21 protein-coding genes and 1 tRNA gene are annotated in these 21,362 nt (G+C 69.0%); 16 read left to right on the top strand and 6 right to left on the bottom strand.

What is annotated here, in order from left to right:
- Nucleotides 1–78 precede the first annotated feature (78 nt).
- Nucleotides 79–696 carry a vitamin K epoxide reductase family protein gene (locus AB4079_RS11210; RefSeq protein ID WP_441787368.1) on the bottom strand — a complete coding sequence of 206 codons (618 nt, stop codon included), beginning with the start codon at nucleotides 694–696 and terminating at the stop codon, nucleotides 79–81.
- A gap of 306 nt (nucleotides 697–1,002) precedes the next feature.
- Here AB4079_RS11210 and AB4079_RS11205 point away from each other — a divergent pair, with 306 nt between their 5' ends.
- Nucleotides 1,003–3,591, top strand: a complete 2,589-nt coding sequence (locus tag AB4079_RS11205) for an Rne/Rng family ribonuclease (protein ID WP_441787367.1) — start codon at nucleotides 1,003–1,005, stop codon at nucleotides 3,589–3,591.
- Nucleotides 3,592–3,667: 76 nt separating this feature from the next.
- On the opposite strand, the gene AB4079_RS11200 is transcribed toward AB4079_RS11205, so the two are convergent.
- Nucleotides 3,668–3,943, bottom strand: a complete 276-nt coding sequence (locus AB4079_RS11200; RefSeq protein ID WP_441787366.1) for a DUF4031 domain-containing protein — start codon at nucleotides 3,941–3,943, stop codon at nucleotides 3,668–3,670.
- A 263-nt stretch (nucleotides 3,944–4,206) separates the two neighbouring features.
- On the opposite strand from AB4079_RS11200, the gene rplU reads away from it, so the two are divergent.
- The 13 genes from rplU (at nucleotide 4,207) to AB4079_RS11135 (ending at nucleotide 14,919) form a co-directional block, all read left to right on the top strand.
- On the top strand, nucleotides 4,207–4,515 hold the full coding sequence (gene rplU / locus AB4079_RS11195) for a 50S ribosomal protein L21 (RefSeq protein ID WP_441787365.1): 309 nt from the start codon (nucleotides 4,207–4,209) through the stop codon (nucleotides 4,513–4,515).
- A 37-nt stretch (nucleotides 4,516–4,552) separates the two neighbouring features.
- Entirely contained in the window at nucleotides 4,553–4,810 is a 258-nt protein-coding gene (gene rpmA, locus AB4079_RS11190) for a 50S ribosomal protein L27 (RefSeq protein WP_314149437.1), read from the top strand.
- 102 nt (nucleotides 4,811–4,912) lie between these two features.
- Nucleotides 4,913–6,478, top strand: coding sequence for a GTPase ObgE (obgE, locus tag AB4079_RS11185; protein ID WP_441787364.1), 1,566 nt, complete (start codon nucleotides 4,913–4,915; stop codon nucleotides 6,476–6,478).
- A complete protein-coding gene (proB, locus tag AB4079_RS11180) occupies nucleotides 6,475–7,341 on the top strand; it encodes a glutamate 5-kinase (RefSeq protein ID WP_441787363.1) in 867 nt (288 codons plus the stop codon). The genes obgE and proB overlap by 4 nt, the downstream gene beginning before the upstream one ends.
- A gap of 9 nt (nucleotides 7,342–7,350) precedes the next feature.
- Nucleotides 7,351–8,631 carry a glutamate-5-semialdehyde dehydrogenase gene (locus AB4079_RS11175; RefSeq protein WP_441787362.1) on the top strand — a complete coding sequence of 427 codons (1,281 nt, stop codon included), beginning with the start codon at nucleotides 7,351–7,353 and terminating at the stop codon, nucleotides 8,629–8,631.
- A gap of 53 nt (nucleotides 8,632–8,684) precedes the next feature.
- On the top strand, nucleotides 8,685–8,921 hold the full coding sequence (locus AB4079_RS11170; RefSeq protein ID WP_441787361.1) for a hypothetical protein: 237 nt from the start codon (nucleotides 8,685–8,687) through the stop codon (nucleotides 8,919–8,921).
- 12 nt (nucleotides 8,922–8,933) lie between these two features.
- The gene (gene nadD, locus AB4079_RS11165; RefSeq protein ID WP_441787360.1) at nucleotides 8,934–9,536 is read left to right on the top strand and encodes a nicotinate-nucleotide adenylyltransferase; all 603 of its coding nucleotides are present in this window, start codon (nucleotides 8,934–8,936) and stop codon (nucleotides 9,534–9,536) included.
- The gene (locus tag AB4079_RS11160; protein WP_441787359.1) at nucleotides 9,533–10,921 is read left to right on the top strand and encodes a hypothetical protein; all 1,389 of its coding nucleotides are present in this window, start codon (nucleotides 9,533–9,535) and stop codon (nucleotides 10,919–10,921) included. The genes nadD and AB4079_RS11160 overlap by 4 nt, the downstream gene beginning before the upstream one ends.
- Before the next feature lie 67 nt (nucleotides 10,922–10,988).
- Nucleotides 10,989–11,366, top strand: coding sequence for a ribosome silencing factor (rsfS, locus tag AB4079_RS11155; protein ID WP_441787358.1), 378 nt, complete (start codon nucleotides 10,989–10,991; stop codon nucleotides 11,364–11,366).
- 79 nt (nucleotides 11,367–11,445) lie between these two features.
- The gene (locus AB4079_RS11150) at nucleotides 11,446–11,730 is read left to right on the top strand and encodes a zf-TFIIB domain-containing protein (protein WP_441787357.1); all 285 of its coding nucleotides are present in this window, start codon (nucleotides 11,446–11,448) and stop codon (nucleotides 11,728–11,730) included.
- Nucleotides 11,731–11,823: 93 nt separating this feature from the next.
- A tRNA-Ala gene (locus AB4079_RS11145) sits at nucleotides 11,824–11,899 on the top strand.
- Nucleotides 11,900–12,124: 225 nt separating this feature from the next.
- A complete protein-coding gene (locus AB4079_RS11140; RefSeq protein ID WP_441787356.1) occupies nucleotides 12,125–13,438 on the top strand; it encodes an LCP family glycopolymer transferase in 1,314 nt (437 codons plus the stop codon).
- 83 nt (nucleotides 13,439–13,521) lie between these two features.
- The gene (locus AB4079_RS11135; protein ID WP_441787355.1) at nucleotides 13,522–14,919 is read left to right on the top strand and encodes an MFS transporter; all 1,398 of its coding nucleotides are present in this window, start codon (nucleotides 13,522–13,524) and stop codon (nucleotides 14,917–14,919) included.
- Here AB4079_RS11135 and AB4079_RS11130 read toward each other — a convergent pair.
- The gene (locus AB4079_RS11130; protein WP_441787354.1) at nucleotides 14,901–15,734 is read right to left on the bottom strand and encodes a UbiA family prenyltransferase; all 834 of its coding nucleotides are present in this window, start codon (nucleotides 15,732–15,734) and stop codon (nucleotides 14,901–14,903) included. The genes AB4079_RS11135 and AB4079_RS11130 overlap by 19 nt on opposite strands.
- Before the next feature lie 59 nt (nucleotides 15,735–15,793).
- On the opposite strand from AB4079_RS11130, the gene AB4079_RS11125 reads away from it, so the two are divergent.
- The gene (locus AB4079_RS11125) at nucleotides 15,794–16,990 is read left to right on the top strand and encodes a glycoside hydrolase family 3 N-terminal domain-containing protein (RefSeq protein WP_441787353.1); all 1,197 of its coding nucleotides are present in this window, start codon (nucleotides 15,794–15,796) and stop codon (nucleotides 16,988–16,990) included.
- A gap of 111 nt (nucleotides 16,991–17,101) precedes the next feature.
- Nucleotides 17,102–17,653 (top strand): YceI family protein, encoded by a 552-nt coding sequence (locus AB4079_RS11120; protein ID WP_441787352.1) that lies wholly within the window; start codon nucleotides 17,102–17,104, stop codon nucleotides 17,651–17,653.
- Between the two features lie 326 nt (nucleotides 17,654–17,979).
- On the opposite strand, the gene AB4079_RS11115 is transcribed toward AB4079_RS11120, so the two are convergent.
- The 3 genes from AB4079_RS11115 to AB4079_RS11105 all read right to left on the bottom strand — a co-directional run bounded on the left by AB4079_RS11115 (nucleotide 17,980) and on the right by AB4079_RS11105 (nucleotide 21,341).
- Nucleotides 17,980–19,368 (bottom strand): NAD(P)/FAD-dependent oxidoreductase, encoded by a 1,389-nt coding sequence (locus AB4079_RS11115; protein WP_441787351.1) that lies wholly within the window; start codon nucleotides 19,366–19,368, stop codon nucleotides 17,980–17,982.
- A gap of 72 nt (nucleotides 19,369–19,440) precedes the next feature.
- Entirely contained in the window at nucleotides 19,441–20,856 is a 1,416-nt protein-coding gene (locus tag AB4079_RS11110; protein WP_441787350.1) for an aspartate aminotransferase family protein, read from the bottom strand.
- A 2-nt stretch (nucleotides 20,857–20,858) separates the two neighbouring features.
- Nucleotides 20,859–21,341, bottom strand: coding sequence for an Lrp/AsnC family transcriptional regulator (locus AB4079_RS11105; RefSeq protein ID WP_310129075.1), 483 nt, complete (start codon nucleotides 21,339–21,341; stop codon nucleotides 20,859–20,861).
- Nucleotides 21,342–21,362 lie beyond the last annotated feature (21 nt).

Below are 21,362 nucleotides of genomic sequence, written 5' to 3'. Positions count from 1 at the left end.
GGAGCCGCGAGTCCTCCGTTTCGGGGCGCGGAGGGTGCAGCCGTGCCGGCCAGCCCTCGACTACCACTCGGGAGCGGCTCAGACGAAGGCGCGGTGGATCCAGTCCAGCTGGATCTGGGCCAGGATGGCGACGATCGCGTAGCAGACGATCGTGATCAGGGGCACCCAGCCGTACAGCGTCTGGAAGACGCCGCGTGCGCGCTCCGGCACCGGGATGTTGCCCTCCTTCAGGTTGTAGAGGGTCACGGCCCAGAAGGTCGGGATGGTGACGGTCCAGGTGACCATGCACCACGGGCACAGCACGTTCAGGACCGTGATCGACTCGGTGATCAGGAAGATCACCAGCACCAGCGCGAGCAGCACGCCGACGTTGAACGCGATCCAGTACCAGCGGGCGAAACGCGCCCGGGTCGCCAGCAGGCCGACGCCGACGGCGATCGTGGCCGTCCATCCGGCCAGGCCCAGCAGCGGGTTGGGGAAGCCGAGCAGCTCGCCCTGCCACGAGTTCAGGTTCTTCGCGCATCCCACCAGAACGTTGAAGTTGCAGGAGAGCTGCGCGTTCGGGTCCTGAAGCAGGTGGATCTTGTCCAGCGTCAGCGCGAAGGCAGCGGAGAATCCGATGAGTCCGGCGATGATGAGGAAGACGGCGAGAGCGGTCGGGCGGCGGTAGGCGGCCTCGGCGGGACTGGCTGACACCCTCGGATTATGGCATGGCGCCTGCGTGTCGTCCTGTGAGGAGACCTCGGCACCCTCGGCGCGTGCGATAATTGTTGCAGCAGTCGTTCCGGCCGAGGCCGGATGCAGCGACAGAAGGCTTGAGGGCGCCCAGTGCGTCCGTGAAGTGCCGGCCGTGAAGGTCGGCGAAGACAATGAGCCGGATGCAGGCCGCGCCACGAGCCCGGAGGCATCCGAACAGGATTTCGGGGAGCGCCGCACGCGCCGCCTCCCGACGGAGAGTACCCGGTGAGCGGGGAACCGCGCCGGTCGAGGAGTGCACCAGCGATGGTGGATAACGAGAACATCGACAACACGGACAACAACGACACGGAGACGGGAGGACGGAAGCGCAAGGGCCTCTTCGGCACGCGACGCGTGGTGAGGAAAGCACCGTCGGCATTCGCCGATGCTTCCGCCGGACCGGACCAGGAGTACGTGGCCGCCGCGCCGAGCGACCCTGCCGCGGAAGCTGAACAGGCTGAGAGCCAGCAGGCGCCCGCCGTGGCGGATGCCGAGGCGGATCCCGAGGCGGCCGCAGCGGCCGCAGCCGACGTGGTGGCATCCGAGGCCATCGCCCCGGCCTCGGCCGGATCCGCCGGGCATGAGCCGCCCGCGCTCCCGGAGAAGCACGGCGAGCCGGATGCCCCGGCCGCTGCGGCAGCCCCGGGCCTCCCGCCGACGACGCTGCTCTTCCAGGCGCCCGACGTCTTGCCGCTTCCTCCGCTCGCGGAGGGCGACGAGGAGCCCACCAGTGGTGTCCGCCGCCGTTCCCGCCGCCGCGCCGGCGAGACCGGCCGTGAGGGCGCCAACGACCCGGCCAACACCGTGGTCAAGGTGCGCACGCCCCGCGAGCCGCGCGAGCCCGAGCTGATCACCGAGCCGCAGAAGGTCAAGGGTTCCACCCGGCTGGAGGCGAAGAAGCAGCGCCGCCGCGATGGTCGGGATGCCGGCCGCCGCCGCCCGGTCATCACCGAGGCCGAGTTCCTCGCCCGCCGCGAGTCCGTCGACCGGCAGATGATCGTCCGCTCGAAGGCCGGTCGCATTCAGATCGGAGTGCTGGAGGACAAGGTGCTCGTCGAGCACTACGTCGCCCGCTCGCAGGAGGCGTCGCTCATCGGCAACGTCTACCTCGGCCGCGTGCAGAACGTGCTGCCGAGCATGGAGGCCGCGTTCGTCGACATCGGCCGCGGCCGCAATGCGGTGCTCTACTCGGGCGAGGTCGACTGGGATGCGGTGGAGACCGGCAACCAGCCTCGCCGTATCGAGCTGGCCCTGAAGGCCGGCGACCGCGTCCTGGTTCAGGTCACCAAGGATCCGGTCGGCCACAAGGGCGCCCGGCTGACCAGCCAGATCTCGCTGCCCGGCCGCTACCTCGTCTACGTGCCCAACGGCTCCATGAACGGCATCAGCCGCAAGCTGCCGGACACCGAGCGCTCACGCCTGAAGAAGATCCTCAAGGAGGTGCTCCCGGAGAGTGCCGGCGTGATCGTGCGCACGGCCGCCGAGGGCGCGACCGAGGAGCAGCTGACGCTCGACGTCAACCGCCTCACCGCGCAGTGGGCCGACATCAGCAGCCGGGTCGAGTCGCAGCAGGCTCCCGCCCTTCTGCACAGTGAGCCCGACCTCCTGATCAAGATCATCCGCGACGTCTTCAACGAGGACTTCCAGAAGCTCGTGATCGCGGGGGATGACGCGCGCCAGACCATCGAGAACTACCTGCGCCAGGTCGCCCCCGACCTCCTCGACCGCGTCGAGCCGTACACCGGCGAGCGTGACGCGTTCGACGAGTTCCGCATCACGGAGCAGATCGAGAAGGCCCTGGAGCGCAAGGTGTGGCTGCCCTCTGGCGGCTCGCTCGTCATCGACCGCACCGAGGCGATGACGGTCGTCGACGTCAACACCGGCAAATTCGTCGGCACCGGCGGCAACCTCGAAGAGACCGTCACCAAGAACAACCTGGAGGCCGCGGAGGAGATCGTCCGCCAGCTGCGTCTCCGCGACATCGGCGGCATCATCGTCGTCGACTTCATCGACATGGTTCTCGAGACGAACCGCGACCTGGTCCTGCGCCGTCTGGTGGAGTGCCTGAGCCGCGACCGCACGAAGCACCAGGTGGCCGAGGTCACCTCGCTCGGCCTCGTCCAGATGACGCGTAAGAAGCTGGGGCTCGGCCTGCTGGAGACCTTCAGCGAGGCCTGCGAGGTCTGCGCCGGTCGCGGTGTCGTCGTGCACCACGACCCGGTGGTGAAGCACCGCGCGCCGCAGGGACAGCAGCAACCGAACGAGCGCCGTCGCGGTCGCGGTGGCAGCACCGGGCCCGGCAACGGCAACAGCAACGGCGGTTCGGGTGTTCCGGCGAACGGCGTCGCCCACGGCGGCACGCATGCCATCACGGACGACGCGAAGAACGCGCTGGCCCAGATCGCCGCCTCGACCATCCACCACCACGAGGACGAGGCGAAGACCGAGCCGCAGCAGGCGGAGGTCTCCGAGATCCGGGTCAGCGAGGTGACCGCGACCGATGTGACGGCGACCAAGAAGCGCCGCCGCAAGGGCAAGGGCGGCGCCGACCGTCAGCAGGCCGCTGTCGAGCCGACGGAGACCGAGGCATCCTCGGTGGCGGACGCCCCGGCTCCCGCCGACGCCAGTGGTGCGGACGACGCCGCCGAGTCAGTCGTTCCGCTGATCCCCCTGCCCGAGCCGGCCGAGGTCCCCGCTTCGGCGCGCCCCCTGCCGCGCGACGCGGAGCTGCTGCTCGATTCGGTCCTGGATGCGCTTCCGCAGCCCAAGGAGCCGGGTCAGGGCCGCAGTCGCAGCCGCCGTGCCAGCACGACGGTCATCGCAGGCGGAGAGCTCGCGCCCTCGTCCGACTAGTCATCGATGGGACGAGACACGCCGTTCACCTTCACGGTGAACGGCGTGTTGCGTCCCATGGCTCGCGCGATGGTCGTCAGTGGCCGGTGGTGCGGTCGCGGGCGGGCACCCGCAGGCCGCTGGCGATCAGCCGCCTGACGAGCTCATGCCCGGAGACGGGATGCGCGCCGGCCGCGACCAGCTCGTCGTGACGCCTGTCCGGCACGTCGTAATGGTCGAGGTCGAAAGCTCTGCGCTGGATGCCGTTCGCGGCGGCGAAGTCGTGCAGCTCGTCGAGCGACGCGTCGCTGACCAGGTGCGACCACAACATGCCGTGTGCGGGCCATGCCGGGGGATCGATCAGGACCGTCATACAATGATTCTAGGAACCGGTTCCGCCGACGGAACCGCGCGGTCCCGAATTGACGGTGTCCGGGCTGTCGGGTAAAGTTGACCGTTGGTGTGTGTCGGGCGTGGCCGTATGTTGGCTGGCCTGGCCGCCATCATGGTTTTCTGAGAGCGGCCGGCTGCATCAGCATCCGGCGGGACTCGCCAGTTATTTCCAGAACAGTTGAACAGCAGGACCAGGTCCACGGCGGCGCCGGGAGCTGTTCCCCGACGAAAAGGTACTGACAAGTGGTTTACGCAGTTGTGCGCGCCGGTGGCCGGCAGGAGAAGGTCGAGGTCGGAACCATCGTGACGATGGACCGTATCAAGACCCGCAAGGACGGCAAGGTCGAGCTCGCGCCGGTTCTGCTCGTCGATGGTTCCAAGATCACCTCCGACGCCGAGTCTCTCGCCAAGGTCGTCGTGACCGCCGAGATCCTGGAGGACCTCCGCGGCCCCAAGATCCACATCCAGAAGTTCAAGAACAAGACCGGCTACAAGAAGCGCCAGGGGCACCGTCAGGAGCTCACGCGCGTCAAGATCACCGGCATCAAGTAGCCGACGGCGTAGCCCAGAGACTCGAGGAGAAGACACCATGGCACACAAAAAGGGAGCGAGCTCCACTCGCAACGGCCGCGACTCCAACGCTCAGCGCCTCGGCGTGAAGCGCTTCGGCGGCCAGACCGTCAACGCGGGTGAGATCCTGGTCCGCCAGCGCGGCACCCACTTCCACCCCGGCGTGAACGTCGGCCGTGGCGGCGACGACACCCTCTTCGCCCTCGCCGCCGGTGCGGTCGAGTTCGGCAACAAGGGCGGCCGCAAGGTCGTCAACATCGTGGCCGCCGAGGTCTGAGCCTCGACCACGAGCAGCACTTCCGGATGGGCGGGCTTCGGCCCGCCCATCCGCCGTTTCAGCAGGCTCAACAGTCTCAACAGCAGCATCTAGGAGAACACCATGGCGACGTTCGTTGATCGCGTGACGTTGCATCTGCGCGCCGGCAACGGCGGCAATGGGTGCGTCTCGGTCCGTCGTGAGAAGTTCAAGCCCCTCGCCGGGCCCGACGGCGGCAACGGCGGCAACGGCGGAGACATCGTCCTGGTCGCCGACCCGCAGGTCACGACCCTGCTCGGCTACCACCGCGCACCCCACCGCTCCAGCGACAACGGCGGCTTCGGGATGGGCGACCACCGCAGCGGCCACACCGGTGAAGACCTCGAGCTTCCGGTCCCGATCGGCACCGTCGTCAAAGACGCCGACGGCGTCGAGTTGGTCGACCTGAACGAGGCAGGGATGCGCTTCGTCGTCGCCGCCGGCGGCATCGGCGGGCTCGGTAACGCCGCGCTCTCGAACCCGAAGCGCAAGGCCCCCGGCTTCGCCCTTCTGGGGACACCCGGCGAGGAGGCCGACGTCCTCCTCGAACTGAAGACGGTCGCCGACATCGCGCTCGTCGGTTATCCGTCGGCCGGAAAGTCCAGCCTGATCGCCGCGATGTCCTCCGCGAAGCCGAAGATCGCCGACTACCCGTTCACGACGCTGCACCCGAACCTGGGTGTCGTGCAGGCGGGCGACGTGCGCTACACGGTCGCGGACGTCCCCGGCCTCATCGAGGGCGCGAGCGAAGGACGAGGCCTGGGCCTCGAGTTCCTCCGTCACGTCGAGCGCTGCTCCGCGCTGCTGCACGTTCTCGACTGCGCCACCCTCGAGCCCGGACGCGACCCACTCAGCGACCTCGACGTCATCCTCGCCGAGCTGGGCGCCTATCCGGTGCCGGAGGGGCAGACGCCTCTTCTCGAGCGTCCGCAGCTCGTCGCACTCAACAAGATCGACGTCCCGGAGGCGCGCGAGCTCGCCGACTTCGTCCGCCCGGAGCTCGAGCGCCGCGGCTACCGCGTCTTCGAGATCTCGACCGTCAGCCACGAGGGGCTCCGGCCGCTGTCGTTCGCACTGGCGGAGGTCGTGGAGCAGGCCCGCACGACGCAAGCGGAGCTCGAGGCGGCACGGCCGCGCATCGTCATCCGCCCGAAGGCCGTCGACGACTCCGGTTTCGTCGTCAAGGTCGAGGGCGGCACGGATGGTCCGCTCTACCGCATCCTCGGTGCGAAGCCCGAGCGCTGGGTCGCGCAGACCGACTTCTCCAACGACGAGGCCGTCGGCTACCTGGCCGACCGGCTGGCGAAGCTGGGCGTCGAAGACCAGCTGGTCCGCGCGGGCGCTGTCGCGGGTTCCACCGTCGTGATCGGCCGGAACAACGGCGTGGTCTTCGACTGGGAGCCCACGCTGACGTCGACCGCCGAGCTGATCACCGCGCCCCGCGGCACCGACACGCGCCTCGACGGCAACCACCGACCCACCCGCAATCAGCGACGCGAGGACTACTTCGAGCGGATGGACGCCAAGGCCGCGGCCCGCGAGGAGCTCCTGCGGGAGCGCGCGGCCGGGCTCTGGCAGGACGACAGCTACGACGACAACGTGGCTGCGGCCGACGCGGCCGGCGGAGACGAGGAGAGCACCGAGCGATGACCATCGACGAGCGCAGTCAGATCCCGTCCGCCCGGCGCATCGTCGTCAAGGTCGGCTCTTCGTCGATCAGCGGAGATAATGCGGGACAGATCGCGCCGCTGGTGGATGCGCTGGCCGAGGCCCACGGCCGGGGCACGCAGGTCATCCTGGTCTCCTCCGGAGCCATCGCGACGGGCATCCCGTACCTCTCCCTGTCGGAGCGTCCGACGGATCTCGCGACCCAGCAGGCGGCGGCCGCCGTCGGCCAGAACGTCCTGATCTACCGCTACCAGGACAGCCTCGACCGCTACGACATCGTGGCCGGTCAGGTCCTGCTCACCGCGGGCGACATGGAGAACCCGACCCACCGGACCAACGCGCAGCGCGCGATGGAGCGACTCCTCGACCTGCGCATCCTGCCGATCGTGAACGAGAACGACACGGTGGCGACCCACGAGATCCGGTTCGGCGACAACGACCGGCTGGCCGCGCTGGTGGCGTCGCTGGTCGACGCGGACCTGCTGGTGCTCCTCTCGGACGTGGATGCGCTGTACACCCGGCCCCCGCACGAGCCCGGGGCCGAGCGGATCGAGCACGTCGGCTGGGACGACGAGCTCGCGGGGGTCGAGATCGGCTCCACCGGGCTATCGGGCGTCGGCAGCGGGGGAGCGGTGACCAAGGTCTCCGCGGCACGGCAGGCCGCCGAGCGGGGGACCGCGGTGGTGCTGACCGCGACGTCGCTCGTGTCGAGCGCTCTGCGCGGGGAGCAGGTCGGAACGTGGTTCGCACCGGCGCCGACCACCGCATCCACCGCATCCGTCCCCAGCAGCATGCTCTCCACAGGTTCGGCAGACCCGGTCACCTCGGACGCTGCCGCGTTCTAGAATCGACGCATGTCCTCGATCACCCACGCGGCACCCACCGCAACGCTCTCGCTGCAGGAGCGGCTCGCCGCCGCGAAGACGGCGTCGCGCGCGCTGGCGACGGCCACCACCGATCAGAAGAACCGGGCCCTGCGCGGCATCGCGGAGGGGGTGCTCGCGGCGTCCGCCGACGTGCTGGCGGCCAACGAGCTCGACCTCGCGAACGGGCGCGAGAATTCGCTCTCGACGGGTCTGCTCGACCGGCTGACGCTGAGCCCGGCGCGGCTGCAGGGCCTCGCCGACGCGGTGCTCGAGGTGGTCGCCCTCACCGATCCGGTCGGGCAGGCGGTGCGCGGCAGCGCGCTTCCCAACGGCGTGAAGATCACACAGGTCCGGGTGCCGTTCGGCGTGGTCGGTGCGATCTACGAGGCGCGACCCAACGTGACCATCGACATCGCGGCGCTCGCGATCAAGAGCGGCAACGCCGCGGTTCTGCGCGGCGGTAGCGCGGCCATCGAGACGAACCGCGTCCTGGTGCGGGTCATCCAGGAGGCCCTGGCGGCGGCAGGTCTGCCCGCCCACGCCGTGCAGACCATCGACGACTTCGGCCGCGAGGGCGCCGCGGAGCTGATGACGGCACGCGGCTTCGTCGACGTGCTGATCCCGCGGGGGAGCGCCGAGCTGATCCAGACGGTGGTCACGCAGTCCACGGTCCCCGTCATCGAGACCGGTGCAGGCGTGGTGCACGTCGTGCTCGACGAGTCGGCACGTGAAGACTGGGCGGTCGACATCGTCCGCAACTCTAAGGTCCAGCGCCCGAGCGTCTGCAACGCGGTCGAGACGCTCCTCGTGCACAGCGGGGCGGCCGAGCGCCTGCTCCCACCGGTCCTGGGCGCGCTCCGCGACGCCGGCGTCACCATCCACGCCGATGAGCGGGCGCTGCCCTACGCGCCGGACGCTGTACCTGTCACCGAGGACGACTACGCGACAGAGCACATGAGCCTCGACCTCTCGGTGAAGGTGGTCGACGACCTCGACGAGGCGATCGAGCACATCCGCCGCTACTCCACCCAGCACACCGAGTCGATCGTCACGAGCGATCTGGAGAACGCGGAGCGCTTCCTCGCCGAGGTCGACTCCGCCGTGGTGATGGTGAACGCCTCCACCCGGTTCACCGACGGCGGAGAGTTCGGCTTCGGAGCGGAGGTCGGCATCTCGACTCAGAAGCTGCACGCCCGCGGGCCGATGGGACTGCCGGAGCTCACCAGCACGAAATGGATCGTCCGCGGGTCCGGCCAGGTCCGGGCGTAAGCGACCACTAGACTCGAAGGCGGGCCGCAGGCCCGGAGAAAGGATCACACACGATGTCATTCCTGACGACCGTCCTCGCTGAGGCGGAGACCCACGTCGAACTGCCGATGCCCACGTGGGCGTTCGGCGCCATTGCCATCGCGATCTTCATCTCTCTGGCCTTCGTCGTCTGGAGCTTCAAGGATGTCGCCAACCGGCACAGCCATCGCTCCGCCCCCGACGCCGCAGCGCACGCCGGCGCCCCTGGCGCGACGCACCACGGCACCGGCCACCCGACTCAGGGGCACTGAGCCACTCCCGGCATGGAGCTGACGGAGACGGGCCGGCCGCGGATCGGCGTGATGGGCGGCACCTTCGACCCCATCCACCACGGCCACCTGGTCGCTGCCAGCGAAGTGGCGCAGTCGTTCGGCCTCGATGAGGTTATCTTCGTGCCGACCGGTCAGCCCTGGCAGAAGGGACCGGTCACCGAGGCGGAACACCGGTACCTGATGACCGTCATCGCCACGGCATCCAACCCGCGATTCACGGTCAGCCGGGTCGACGTCGACCGTGAGGGTCCCACCTTCACGATCGACACGTTGCGCGACCTCCACGAAGAGCGACCGGACGCCGAGCTGTTCTTCATCACCGGAGCGGACGCGATCGCCCAGATCCTCAGTTGGCGCGATGTCGCCGAGCTCTGGGAGCTCGCCCATTTCGTGGCTGTGAGTCGCCCGGGACACGACTTGAGTATTTCTGGATTACCGGAGCAAGACGTAAGCTTGTTGGAAGTTCCGGCCCTGGCGATCTCGTCGACCGATTGCCGGAGCCGGGTGAGCAGGGGATTCCCGGTCTGGTACCTGGTGCCCGATGGGGTCGTTCAGTACATCTCCAAACACCATCTGTATCGGAGCGTGGCATGACATCGTGGCCTGAACAGCCGCCGACGGGCCAGCCGCAGGCGCAGACGCGGCGACAGGCGAGGGAGTTCGAGCGCTCGCGCCGCGCGGGCACTGCCGAACCGACTCCTGCCGGCCAGATCCCCGAGATGACCACGAGTGCGCCACCACGCCAGGACGCAGTCGAGCCCGAGACGGAATCGGCCGCAGCGGTCAACAACGCGCCGAACGACGAGCCCGCCGCCACGGGTGCAGCTGAAGGTACAGAGGCCGACGCGACCCCCGACGCTGAACAGCCTCCCGCGATCCCGGCCAGCGCGTTCGCCGAGCCCGGGGTATCGGCTCCGTCGGGCGATGCCTTCGAGCTGTTCCGCCAGGCGCCGGACCACTCGCGCCCGGAGCCGGTCACCCAGCCCATGGCGATTCTGCAGCCACCGACGTCAGATGCGCCGCCGTCTGTTCCTCCGACCGCGACCCCAGCGCCGGAGCGGACTCTGACTCGCCGCGAACTCCGCGCCATGCTCCAGGCTCAGGCCGCCAACGGTCAGGCGAGCCACCCCGCGACGGTCGGCGAGCCGGTATTCCCGGTCGCCTTCACCTCGGGTCCGGAGTCCGACCAGCAGGCGACGACCGACGACGAGAGCGCCCCCGCTGCCGCCGCCGCGCCTGTCGACGCCGCGTCCATCGAAGCCGACGATTCCTCCCGCACCAGCGAGAAGTCCGCCTGGCCGTTCGCGCCGCTGACCCCGACTTCTGCACCCGTGGCATCCCGCTCCGGGCAGTCGGAGACCACGGTGACGCAGAGCGTCGCCTCTCCGTTCGCCGCGTTCGGCTCGCAGCCCGCTCAGAAGGCGGACACCCCCGCTCCGGCCCCCGCCGTGCCTGCCACGGTCGACTCCCCGGAGGACACATCCGCGCAGGAGCGCCGCCCCTTCACCCCGCCGACCGGTCACTGGTCCACCGCCGCTGAGCTGGAGGACCAGAACGAGCCGATCACCACCCGCAACGTCGGCCAGTCGACCGCCGCGACGACGACCAACGCGCTGATCCTGCCTGTGATCCCGCAGCCTGATTCGAGCGCCCCGCTGACCAGTACTGGGGAGATCCTGGTCACAGGCTCCATCGACCTGCCCCGCGGGATGGGCGCAACGGGCGCGCACCCCGACCACATCGACTCGTCCGATATCGACCGCATGCTCGACGCGGAGGAGAACGAGTTCAACACGTCCGAGGTCCAGCCGGTGCGCGCCTCCCGCGCCATCAGCACGCACACCTCGACCCGCGGCGTCATCGCGCCGCCCAAGAAGCGCGGCAACATGCTCCCCGTGGTCCTCATGGTCACCGCGGGTGTTCTCGCCGTCGGCGTAATCGGGTTGCTCGTCGCCGCCTACGTCCTGAAGGTGTTCTGATCATCCGCGCGTCCGCATCCACTACTCTCGCGACACCCTCGCAACGACAGCGTCCGGAGGACCGCCTGTGACCGCATCCCAGCACGCCCGGGACATTCTTCAGCTGGCGGCCGCGGCCGCCGACTCCAAGGGGGGCCAAGATCTGGTCGCCCTCGACGTCTCCGGACCGCTGCCCCTGACGGACGTGTTCCTCCTGGCCAGCGGCCGGGTCGAGCGCAACGTCCTGGCGATCGCTTCGGAGGTCGAGGACAAGCTCAACGAGGCCGGCGTCAAGACGCTGCGCCGCGAGGGCAAGTCGGAAGGCCGGTGGGTGCTGCTCGACTTCGGCGACCTCGTCGTGCACGTCTTCCACGAGGAGGACCGCATGTACTACGCGCTCGAGCGCCTCTGGAAGGACTGCCCCGTCGTCCCCATCGAACTGCCCGTCCACGAGGCAGCCGAGTAGCGCGGCGCCGGCGCGGGCTCCCAGCCATCTTGCGGGTTCGCCTGAGAGGTCTCTCATGTTGGGCCGGTTGGATGGCCACATGAAATGTCCCACCGACAACGCAACTCTCGTGATGAGCGAGCGCAATGGCATCGAGATCGACTACTGCCCGGAGTGTCGAGGAGTCTGGCTCGACCGCGGCGAACTGGACAAGATCGTCGACCGTGCAGGATCCGTCGCTTCGACCCCGGCTCCTGTCACCCACGCTGCGCCGCGCCCGTTCGCGGAGCCGCAGTACCGCGAGCAGCAGTACCGCGAGCACTCGTCGGGCGAGCGTCCGTACAAGAAGAAGCGCGAGAACTGGCTGAGCGAACTCTTCGACTGATGCGAGGCAGCCTCAGTTTTTTCTGACGGTCGCGATGTAGTAGTCTGAATGAGTTGTTCCGGGAGGTCCGAGAGGCCCTCCCGATCACGATCTGGGTCTGTGGCGCAGCTGGTAGCGCACCTGCATGGCATGCAGGGGGTCAGGGGTTCGAGTCCCCTCAGATCCACCATTTCTCGGCCGTTCCGTTGCACGGATCACGGTACTCGACGGTGTCTGCGCCCATTCGGAACATCCGCGGCGCGGCGAGCGGGCGCAGACGCTCCGATCGAGCGCAGATGCGCCTCACGGGCGGCACTCTCGTGAGAGGGCACTCAGTCGCGGTGTGGGCCTCGCAGCCCGTCGCTAGCGTGGGCGACTAGGCTTTTCCACAACGACTGACGACCGAGGGATGCCGATGACCGATCTGCCGCGCCGTCATCAGCGCGCCCGCGGACCGGAGGGCGTGCGACACGGCCGCCTCCCCAGGCGCCGCGGAGGCGTCGCCGCGGTCAAGCTGCTCGCCGCAGCCGTGGTGATCGTCTTCGTGAGCGTCGGTTCGGTGGCGGCGTATGCGGTGTGGGATGTGGCGCGCTCGATCAAGACGGGCGTGCACCTGCAGGCGGCGCCGGGACAGTCGGCGATCCCGCAGGACATCCCGAACGTCTCCGCGCTGCCCGGCGGGGTGAACCTGCTGCTGGCCGGCACGGACAGCCGCAGCGACCTGGGTGGCGTGTACAGCAGTGCGGACGAGCAGGATGCGAGCAGCGGCGCCGGCAACAACGACGTGACGATGCTGCTGCACATCGCGCAGGACCACAAGAGCATGACCGTGGTGAGCTTCCCGCGCGACCTGATGGTCGCCATCCCGGATTGCCCGGACCCCAAGGGCGGCACCGTCGACGGCAGCTCGTACGCGCAGTTCAACACGGCGCTGTCGCGCGGCGGGCTGAACTGCGTGGTGGCGACGGTGTCCAAGATGACCGGGTTGACCATCCCGTTCGCCGCAGTGATCAACTTCAACGGCGTCAGCGCGATGTCCACGGCGGTCGGCGGCGTCACCGTCTGCCTGGCGAGTCCCGTCACCGACGACTATACGAACCCGCCGCTCGACCTCCCGGCGGGCGAGAACACCATCGTCGGGGACGTGGCGCTCTCCTTCCTGCGCAGCCGCCACGGCGTCGGCGACGGCAGCGACCTGGGCCGCATCTCCAACCAGCAGGTCTTCCTCTCCGCACTCGCGCGCAAGGTGGTCGGCGGCGGCGTGCTGTCGAACCCGGTGCAGCTGTACGGCCTGGCGAAGGCGGCGGTGAACAACATCACGCCGTCCGAAACGCTCACCAACCCGACGACGCTGGTGCAGATCGCGCTCGCTCTGAAGGACACCGGGCTCGACAACATGGTCTTCGTTCAGTACCCGGCCGTCTCCGATCCAGACGACCCGAACCGTGTCGTGCCGCAGGAGTCGGCGGCGGATGCGCTTGACCAAGCCCTCGTGAACGACCAGCCGATCAAGCTGACCGGGTCCACCGGGCGCGCCGCTGAGGATCCCACCGCGACGGCGTCACCGGCTCCGGATGCGGGCGGCCAGCCGTCCCCGGTCGCGACCGGCACACCGGCTCCGGGCGCCACTCCGGGCACCACAGGTACGCCCGGCTCCGCGGTCGAATTGCCGTCGACGATCACCGGGCAGACGGCCGCTCAGCAGACCTGCACCAAGGGCAACGACTAGCCGGTCGCTGGTACGCGCCGCCGTTCGGCGACACCGGGTCGGTGCAGTTGCCATGACCCGCTGCGAACACGTTGAATGAGGACATGTCCAACGTGCGGATCGAGCGGATGACGTCGCTCCAGCTCAGAGTGCTCCTCATCGCGATCCTGTCCAGTTTCGTCGCGTTCCTCGACGGGGCGGTGATCAATGTCGCGCTCCCGGCGATCTCCCGCGACCTGGGCGGCGGCCTTCCACTGCAGCAGTGGGTGGTCGACGCCTACCTTGTCACGCTCGGCTCGCTCATCCTGATCGCCGGGTCGCTGTCGGATGTGTTCGGCCGGAAGCGCGTGCTGTACGCCGGCCTGATCGGCTTCGGCGTGACGTCGCTGCTCTGCGCATTCGCCCCGAGCGGGATCTTCCTCGTGCTCGCGCGCGCCCTGCAGGGTGTCGCCGGCGCACTGCTGGTGCCCAGCTCGCTCGCGATCATCATCTCCCGCTTCGACGGTCCCGCGCAGGCGAAGGCGATCGGCCGCTGGACGGCCTGGACCGGTATCGCCATGATCGCCGGACCCGTCGTCGGCGGACTTTTCGTCGACACCCTCGGCTGGCGGTGGGTGTTCGTGATCAACGTCATCCCGATCGCCATCACGCTCTTCATCATGGCGACCCTCCGCGACACGGACAAGGGGATGGGCGGACGCATCGACATCGCAGGCGCCATCCTCGGGTCGGTCGGCCTCGCGGGGACCGTCTTCGCCTTGATCGAGCAGGGCACCTTCGGCTGGACGAGCCCTCGGGTCTGGATCCCGCTGCTCATCGGCCTCCTCAGCCTTGCCGCGTTCTTCATCGTCGAGACCCGGGTGAAGCAGCCGATGCTCCCGCTTGGCCTCTTCAGCGTGCACAATTTCTGGGTGGGCAACATCGCCACCTTCTTCGTGTACGCGGCGCTCGCCTTCGGGCCGCTCATCATCACGCTGTACCTGCAGCAGGTCGTCGGGTTCTCGGCGATCGCGGCCGGCTTCGTGTTCATCCCGTCGACGCTGTGCATGCTGCTGCTGTCCGGCTTCTTCGGCGGCCTCGCCGGGCGTTACGGTCCACGGTTGTTCATGGCGGTCGGCCCGATCGTCGCGGCGGCCGGGTTCACGTGGCTGCTGATGGTGGGGGACACGGTGAACTACTGGACGATGCTGCTTCCGGCCGTCCTGCTGTTCGGTGTGGGGCTGTCGATCACGGTGGCTCCGCTCACCAGTGCGATCCTGGGCGCCATCCACCCGGAGCAGGCGGGCATCGGGTCGGCGGTCAACAACGCCGTCTCCCGGATCGCCGGGCTGCTCGCGGTCGCCGCGGCGGGCATGATCATCGGCGGGACGCTCGACGAGGCGGGCCTCCACCGGGCGATGATCGCGGCGGCCCTGCTGCTGCTGGTCGGCGGCGTCGTGTCGGCGATCGGGATCCGGAACCACGAGCCGGCGGCGGCCAAGGTTCAGACCGTCACGGACTGACCCGCGAGAGCGAGCATCACCACGTCGACGATGGCGCAGGTCATGATCAACTGCATCAGCAGCCGGGTCGGGCTGCGCCGGAGCAGCAGGACCACGCCGGTGACGGCGGCGGCCAGACCGATCACCAGCCCGACGATGAGCACCGGACGGACCGGCAGTCCGGGGCCGAAGGTGATCAGCAGGGTCGCCACGGCGAGGGCGGTGAACGCCAGCAGGCCGCTGACGCGCGCGCCGAGCCGGTGGGGCATCCCGCGGATCCCGGTGCGGGCGTCGTCGTCGAGGTCGGGGAGCACGTTCGTCACGTGGGCTGCGACGCCGAGCAGTGCGCCTGCGGCGTACACCCACCACTGGGGGAGCGCCGGCTGCTCCTGGCCGAGCGTCGCGATGGCGGGCAGCGTGCCGAACGACACGGCGAACGGCACCCAGGAGTAGGCGGTCGCCTTGAGCCCGAGGTTATATGCCCATCCGCCCGCGATGACGACGATGTGCGCAGCGAGAGCGCCCCAGCCGAGGAAAAGGGTGACGAGAACGGCGGCAGCCACCGCGAGGAAGGCAGCGAGGCGCACGGCTGCAATGGAGACGTCGCCCCGCGCTGCGGGTTTGTCGCTGCGGTGCACCTCGCGGTCACGTGCCGCATCCAGCCAGTCGTTGCTCCAGCCGATCGACAACTGGCCGAGCAGCACGGCGACCGCCAGGACGGCGAGACGGCCGGGCGGATAGCCGAGGCCGATGCCGAGACCCGTCACGATGACGGTGACCACGACCGTGGGACCGGGATGGCTGGCGAGCAGGAGGGAGACCACCTTCTTCGCCATGCCCGTCATCGTATCCCGGCGGCAGAGCCGGGATGGAGCCGCTGGGTTACCATCGAAGGATGCGTGCAGCCCGACGCCGGACCGCCGCGGTGGCGGCCGTGGCGCTCTCGGTGACCCTGCTGCTGTCGGGGGTCCTGAGCGGTTGTGTGGCCGCCGCGACTGGTGCACGCTCGTCGGCCACTGCGTCCGCGACCGCGTCGGCCTCTGGCGCCCCGGGCCCGACTCCCACGGTCGACCCGGTGGAGGCGTACGCGCGGCAGCGCCTGGCGAACCAGACGCTCCGCCAGAAGGTGGCAGGCCTGTTCATGCTGCACGTCCCGGGCACCGACCCTGCGGCGCTCCGCGGCTTCGTGGACCGCTACGGGCTCGGCGGCGTGATCCTGATGGGTGACAACATCCCGGCGTCGCCCGCGGAGCTCGCCGCGCAGACGGCAGCGCTGAAGGCTTCGGACCCGGCGCTGCCTCCGTTGATCGGAGTGGATGAGGAGGGCGGCGACGTCACCCGGCTGCCCTGGGACGACCAGCCGGGCGCGCCGACGCTCCGCTCCCTGGACCCGTCCGCCACACAGGCGGCGTTCGCGCGGCGCGCGACGCTGCTGCGCGACGCCGGGATCTCGGTCAACTTCGGCACGGTAGCGGACGTGACGACCGACCAGGACTCGTTCATCGCCGACCGCGTGCTCGGCACCGAGGCGCAGGGTGCAGCGGCACGGGTCGCCGCCTCCGTCACCGGCGAGCGCGGAACGGTGCTCAGCACGCTGAAGCACTTCCCCGGCCACGGCGAGAGCGAAGCGGACTCGCATCATGCCGTCCCCTCCACTGCCGTCACGAAGCCCGACTGGTCGACACGCGACGCGCCGCCGTTCCGGGCGGGAATCGACGCGGGCGCGGAGTTCGTGATGTTCGGGCACCTCTCGTACACGCAGGTGGATGCGGCGCCGGCGTCGCTGTCGGCCGCCTGGCACCGCATCCTCACCGACGAACTCGGGTTCCGGGGCGTCAGCATCACCGACGACCTGCGGATGCTGCAGGACACCGGCCTGCCGCAGTACCAGGACCCTGGAGAGAACGCTGTCCAGGCGATCGCCGCAGGCAACACGATGGTGCTGGACGTCATCCCGACAGGAAGCGACCCGAATGCCCTGATCGACGCCGTCGTCACGGCGGTGCAGAACGGGCGGATTCCGATGGCGCAGATCGATGCCGCGGCACTCGAGCTGCTGCGGCTGCGCCACTCGCTCGCACCGAAAGAGTGACGCGTCAACTTTTTTTGGGATTTCCGGAATAGACCGGAGATCGATGCGCTTGCATGTACTCGACGCCTGTGGACGGACCACCGGGCGCGCGACTTCCTGAAGGAGACAGCCATGACCATCGAGATCCCCGGTTACAAGGCAGGCACCTGGACCATCGACCCCACTCACTCCGAGGTCGGCTTCAGCATCCGCCACCTGATGATCAGCAAGGTGAAGGGCGTGTTCGAGAACTTCGACGCGACCTTCGTCACCGCCGAGAACCCGCTCGACTCGAAGGTCACCGCCAAGGCGCACGTGGAGTCGATCAACACCAAGGACAAGAACCGCGACGCCCACCTCCGCACCGGCGACTTCTTCCTCGCCGAGGAGCACCCGACCATCGACTTCGTGTCGACCGGCGTTCGCAACGAGGGCGGCGACTTCCTCGTCGACGGCGACCTGACGATCAAGGGCATCACCAAGCCGGTCACGTTCGATTTCGACTTCGGCGGCTTCGGACAGGACCCGTACGGCAACTACAAGGCCGGCGCCACCGCGAAGACGAAGATCAACCGCGAGGACTTCGGCCTCACCTACAACGCCACGCTCGAGACCGGCGGCATGCTGCTCGGCGACGAGGTCACCATCACCCTCGAGCTGCAGGCTGTGCTCGCCCAGGCCTGACCCCCCCTCTCTCGCATAGGGAGGATGTTGCCGGCCATTTCGGCTGGAACATCCTCCCTTTCGCGCGTTAGGGCCTGCTTGGGCCTCGGTTCCTCCCTTTCCTGTGCATGCCGGACAGGGCGGGAACGGTGGTGATCGGGGGTGGTCTGGAACCCGTGTCGACTCCACAGCGTCGGAGGCCGGAGGCGATTGAGACGGACACGCCGACCGGGAACGCGGAACGGAGGAGACAGGGGCTGGTTGTGCTGAGAACTCCTCCGACTCCGATGGCGTCGGGACAGTGTCCTGCCATTCGCGGCTCGACGGTGGGAAGTCGGCGAGCGGAGTCAGTGGCCGATCAGGGGGCCGAGGGCGCGGGAGACGAGGGACGGGCGACGGGTGACGGACTCCTCCAGGTCGGCGGACTCCATCGCGACGAGGCCCGCGTTGGCTCCGGCGAAGCGCAGCGGCTCCGGCTCCCAGCGCGGCGAGCGGTGGCCGACCCAGGGGAGTGCCGTGAGGTCGGTCCGGGAGTCGGTCAGCAGGTCCGCGAGCGTCCGCGCGGCGAGGTTCGTGGTGCTGAGCCCGTCGCCGACGTAGCCGCCGGCCCAGGCTTCCCGCGCGTCCCGGTCGTAGCCGACGGCCGCGTGCCAGTCGCGCGGGACGCCGAGCGGTCCGCCCCAGTGGTGCGTGATCCGCGCGCCGGCCGCATCCGGGAACAGGTCGAACAGGGTACGCACGAGGTGCTCGCGCACGCGCGTCGACCGGTCGTACGCCGGGCGGATGGCACTGCCGAGGTGGTAGCGCGCCCCGCGGCCGCCGAACGCGAACCGGTTGTCGGCGGTCCGCTGCCCGTAGACGATGAGGTTGCGGAAGTCGGTGAACGTCTGGCCGTGCTCGATGCCGATCCGCTCCCAGGTGGCGTCCGGCAGCGGCTCCGTCGCGATCATCAGCGAGTAGAGCGGCAGGATGCGGCGGCCGACCTGCGGGAGCTGCGAGCCGTAGCCTTCGGTGGCGTTCACCACGATGCCGGCGCGGACCGTGCGTCGCGAGCCGCCGGAGCGCACCTGCACGGTCCCGCCCTCCCAGGACAGCACCTCGGTGCGTTCGACGATGGTCGCTCCGCGCCGCTCCACGACGCGGGCGAGCCCGCGCACGAGCTTTGCCGGGTGGATGCGCGCGCAGGCCGGCGTGAAGGTCGCGGCCACCGCATCCGGTGCACCGAAGCGACCGCCCACGGTCTCCGTGCCCCACAGCGAGACCTGGTCGACGCCGAAGCGCTCCGACTCTTCGAACTCGGCCAGGGCGGCCTCCAGCTGCGGTTTCGACCGGGCGAAGGTGACCGTCCCGCCGCGGGCGTAGTCGATCTCGATGCCTTCGGCCTCGGCGACGCGGCCGACCTCATCCACCGTGCCGACCATGGCGCGACGCATGGCCACCGCCGCCTCGAACCCGTACCGCTTCTCCAGCTTGGTCGCCGACCACGGAAACAGCGACGAGCACCAGCCGCCGTTGCGACCGGAGGCGCCGAAACCGGCCACCTCCTTTTCCAGCAGCACGATGCGCAGGCCGGGGTCGCGCTCCAGCAGGTAGTACGCGGTCCACAGCCCGGTCAGACCGGCGCCGACGATAGCAACGTCGGCGTCGATGTCGGAGTCCAGACCCGGGCGAGGGCGGAAGCCGTCCTCCTGCTCGGCGATGGAGTCGAACCAGAAGCCGACCTCGCGGTAGTCCATACGCGCTCCTCGCGGGAGTCACGGACGAAGTCCGGGCTTGCTCGAGCGGTCCCGGACTCGCCCTGTGGGGGTCTACAGGTGGTTCGACGCCTCCGTCAGCACCGACTCCAGAATCTGCCGGATCTCGACGAACTCGTCCGGCCCGATGGTGAGCGGCGGGGCGAGCTGCACCACGGGGTCACCGCGGTCGTCGGCACGGCAGTAGAGGCCGGCATCGAACAGGGCCTTCGACAGGAAACCGCGGAGCAGGCGCTCCGACTCGTCGTCGTCGAAGGTCTCCTTGGTGTTCTTGTCCTTGACCAGCTCGATTCCGAAGAAGTAGCCGTCTCCGCGCACGTCGCCGACGATCGGCAGGTCGAGCAGCTTCTCCAGCTCGGCACGGAACAGCGGCGAGTTCTCACGGACCCGCTCGTTGAGCCGCTCCTCCTCGAAGATGTCGAGGTTGTCGAGGGCCACCGCCGCCGACACCGGGTGACCGCCGAACGTGTAGCCGTGATAGAACGACGTGTTGCCGTGCTTGAACGGCTCGTAGATCTTGTCGCTGATGATGGTCGCGCCGATCGGCGAGTAGCCGCTCGTCATGCCCTTCGCGCAGGTGATCATGTCGGGCACGTAGCCGTACTGGTCGCACGCGAACATGTGGCCGATGCGGCCGAAGGCGCAGATCACTTCGTCGCTGACCATGAGCACGTCGTACTTGTCGCAGATCTCGCGGACGCGCTGGAAGTAGCCGGGGGGAGGCGGGAAGCAGCCGCCCGAATTCTGGACCGGCTCGAGGAAGATCGCCGCGACGGTCTCCGGACCCTCGAACTGGATCATCTCCTCGATGCGGTTCGCCGCCCAGACGCCGAACGCCTCCAGGTCGTCGGTCGGCGCGCCCATCTCGCCCGCCCGATAGAAGTTCGTGTTCGGCACGCGGAACCCGCCGGGTACCAGCGGCTCGAACATCTCCTTCATGGCCGGGATGCCCGTGATCGCGAGCGCGCCCTGCGGGGTGCCGTGGTAGGCGACGGCACGGGAGAGCACCTTGTGCTTGGTGGGGCGGCCCTGGAGCTTCCAGTAGTACTTGGCCAGCTTGAACGCGGTCTCGACGGCCTCGCCGCCGCCCGTGGAGAAGAAGACGCGGTTGAGGTCGCCCGGAGCGTACGACGCGAGCCGGTCGGCCAGTTCGATGGCGTTGGGGTGCGCGTACGACCAGATCGGGAAGAACGCGAGCTGCTCGGCCTGCTTTGCCGCCGTCTCGGCGAGGCGCTTGCGGCCGTGGCCCGCGTTCACGACGAAGAGCCCGGAGAGACCGTCGATGTACCGCTTGCCGTGCGAGTCCCAGATGTGGTGACCTTCGCCGCGGGTGATGATCGGGACGCCCTGTCCGTCTTCCATCACGGACTGGCGTGCGAAATGCATCCAGAGGTGGTCGCGCGCTTTGGCCTGCAGCGCAGCCTCCTCGGCCGCGATCGGTTCGCCGAACGTTTCTACGGTTGTCGTCATGGTTATCGCGTTCCCCAGTTGTAGAACTGTTTGTGGAGTTTCAGATACACGAACGTCTCGGTGGAGAGGACACCCTCCAGCGTCCGGATCTCGGAGTTGAGCATCGTGATGAGGTCGAGGTCGTTCTCGCACACCACCTCGGCGAGGATGTCGAAGGTGCCGGCTGTCAGCACCACATAGTCGACGTCCGGCATCGCCGCCAGCTTGTCGGCCACGGCACGCGTGTCGCCCGTGCAGCGCACGCCGATCATCGCCTGCCGGTAGAAGCCGAGCTGCATCGGGTCGGTCACGGCCACGATCTGCATCACACCCGACTCGGTCAGCTTCTGCACGCGCTGGCGCACAGCCGCCTCGCTGAGACCGACGGCCTTGCCGATCTCTGCATACGACTTGCGGCCGTCCACCTGCAACTGCTCGATGATCGCCTTGGAGACGTCATCGATCGTGGCTGCCTTCTGGCCGTTCGTTGCCCGAGGGGTACTCATGGAGCGATTCTGTCAGCGGAT

The sequence above is a fragment of the Leifsonia sp. 2MCAF36 genome (assembly GCF_052115525.1).
In the GTDB taxonomy this organism is placed as follows: Bacteria; Actinomycetota; Actinomycetes; order Actinomycetales; family Microbacteriaceae; genus Leifsonia.
Note: the sequence above shows the minus strand (reverse complement) of the source record. Positions and strands in the feature narration are given on the sequence as shown.